This window comes from Campylobacter sp. TTU-622, from assembly GCF_016598965.1.
GTDB lineage: Bacteria > Campylobacterota > Campylobacteria > Campylobacterales > Campylobacteraceae > Campylobacter_D.
Window position 1 is genome coordinate 1 of the sequence record NZ_JAENKR010000127.1, and the last position, 2442, is coordinate 2442.

At 25.8% G+C, this 2442-nt stretch carries 3 protein-coding genes; all 3 read right to left on the reverse strand.

All coding sequences use genetic code 11. The features are described from left to right. Nucleotides 1-19: 19 nt before the first annotated feature. Complete coding sequence (locus tag JG677_RS07775; protein ID WP_200286067.1) at nucleotides 20-748, reverse strand: TerC family protein; 729 nt, start codon at nucleotides 746-748, stop codon at nucleotides 20-22. Beyond that, nucleotides 741-1331, reverse strand: coding sequence for a phosphoribosylglycinamide formyltransferase (gene purN, locus JG677_RS07780; protein ID WP_200286068.1), 591 nt, complete (start codon nucleotides 1329-1331; stop codon nucleotides 741-743). Before purN ends, JG677_RS07775 begins: the two co-directional genes overlap by 8 nt. After that, nucleotides 1322-2442, reverse strand: a 1121-nt coding sequence (locus tag JG677_RS07785) for an NAD(P)H-hydrate dehydratase (RefSeq protein ID WP_200286069.1), incomplete at its 5' end; no start/stop codon positions are given. The genes JG677_RS07785 and purN, both read right to left, overlap by 10 nt.

The window sequence follows — 2442 nt, forward strand, 5'->3', positions numbered from 1 at the left end:
CTTAAAATTAATAAAATTCTCATTTTTTAATTTTATTTTTTTCATTTAAAATAACCAAAATTTGAACAATCAAAGAAAAAACCATAGCAACGTAAATATAAGCTTTGTTAATATAAATATCAAAACTTTGAGCAATTAGAACAATTCCTATCATCACTAAAAAAGCTAAAGCTAAAATTTTAATACTTGAATATTTTTCTACAAAATCAGCAATAGGTTTTGATGCAAAAAGCATAACTAAAACAGCAATAATCACAGCTAAAATCATAATACTAATATCTTGAGCTATTCCCACAGCAGTTATAATACTATCAAGAGAAAAAATAATATCCATAATAGCAATTTCAGCAACTATAATCCAAAATTTACTCGCTGAAACCTCTTGTGTATTTTTATCTTCTTCTTTATAAGTATAAGAAATTTGTTCTTTGATTTCTTGAAAAGATTTAAAAACTAAAAATATTCCACCAAAAAATAAAATTAAATCCCTCCACGAAATTTCTTGATTAAAAATACTAAATAAAGGATTAGTAAGTCTCATTACCCAAAAAAGAGATAAAAGGAGTAATATTCTTGTAATCATTGCAAAAGCTAAACCAAAAATTCTTCCTTTATTTCTATATTCTTTAGGAAGTTTATTTACTAAAATTGTTAAAAAAATAATATTATCAATTCCTAGAATTATTTCTAAAGCACTTAAAGTAACAAGGGTTACCCAAGCATCGATACTAAAAATCCAATCAAACATTATTTTCCTTTAATATTTTTTCACTTATTTCTATAATAGCTTGAATTAGAATTTGATGTTCAAGAATGTGAATTTTATCTTCAAATTCTTTAAAACTCAAATTTTTCTTTTCAAATGCTTCTTGTGCAATAATCTCTCCTCCATCTAAGGTTTCATCAACCCAATGAACGCTTACTCCAGCTACTTTCATATCACTTTCATAGCTTTGTTTAATAGCATTTGCGCCTTTAAAAAGTGGAAGTAAAGAAGGATGAAGATTAATAGCTTTGATATTTTGAGTAAAAACAGGGCTTAAAATTCGCATAAATCCAGCCAATATAGTCAAATCTGCTCCACTTTTTTGAATTTCATTTACTAAAACTTCATCAAAATCTTCACGCTTAGTATAATTATTATGCTCAATAATCATACTTTCAAGATTATATTTTTTAGCTCTTTGTATGCCAAAAGCATTTTTATTATTGCAAATACAAAGCACAACTTCAAAATATATTCCTTTTACTTTTTTTCTATGAAGTTTTTTTAAAATATTTTCTAAATTACTTCCATTTCCACTAAAAAGAATAGCAAGCCTTATATACATTTTAAACCTTTAACAAGCTTTAAAGCATCAAAACTATTTTCATTAAATTTATATTTTTTAGCTACAAGCGCGTGAGCCAAACAAGCATTTTTCGCTGCCTCTAATGGAGAAAAATTGGCTCCCAAAAGTGCTGCTATCATACCACTTAAAACATCTCCACTACCACCTTTTGCTAAATTTGGAGTTCCTAAATTTACAACAAAAAATTGATCTTTTTGGATTATAATAGAATTAGCTCCTTTTAAAAGCAAAACACATTCAAAAGTATTGGCAAATTTTTTGGCATAAAAAAAACGATTTTTTTGTATTGTATCTATAGTAATATCTTCTTGAAAACAAAGCTTTAAGAGTCTTGAAAATTCTTTAGGATGTGGAGTTAGTACCACATCTTTTCTTTGTAAAAAATTTAATAAATTTTCACTTAAAAAACAATTTGCATTTAAAACTAAGGGAATATTATTTAAAATATCATCTTTTAAAATATCTAAATTTTCAAGCCCCATACCTAAAGCTATAGCACTAGCTTTAGATTCTATTTTATCTTTTAACATTATAAGTGGAGAAAAAGTTTTTTGAGCTACCAAAGAAACAAGACCAGCGCCAAAATTTAAAGCTCCAAGTGCTGCTAGTGTTCCAGCGCTTTCATTGCCTGCGATATAAATATGTCCAAAATGTGCCTTATTAGAATTTACTCTTCTTTTTATAATATTTAAATCTTTTTTGTTAAGTAAATAGCCTTGTGCTTCTTTTATGAATTTTTTATTTGAAACACCTAAGCTAGCAATTTTAATTTTTCCAACTAATTCTTTGGTAAAATCTTCTAATAATATTTCCTTTAAAGCTCCCATACAAAGAGTAATATCTGCTTTAAAACAAAATTCTACACCTAAACCGCTTGGAATATCACAAGCAATTTTTAAAGCTTTACTTGAATTAACTTTTTTAAAAATATTAATAGTTTTTGTATCTAAATTTCTTTTAAATCCACTTCCAAAAACAGCATCTATGATAATATCAAATTTATTAAATTTTGGTTCTTTTTTTAAAAATTTAAAGCCGTAATTTTCCAAAATTCTACTTTGTTTTTTAAAATTTTCATTTTCTTTAAATC

Bases quoted from the DNA above. Each gene is read 5' to 3' on its own strand.
- JG677_RS07775 (WP_200286067.1), bottom strand. From the start codon at position 748: ATGTTTGATTGGATTTTTAGTATCGATGCTTGGGTAACCCTTGTTACT.
- purN (WP_200286068.1), bottom strand. From the start codon at position 1,331: ATGTATATAAGGCTTGCTATTCTTTTTAGTGGAAATGGAAGTAATTTA.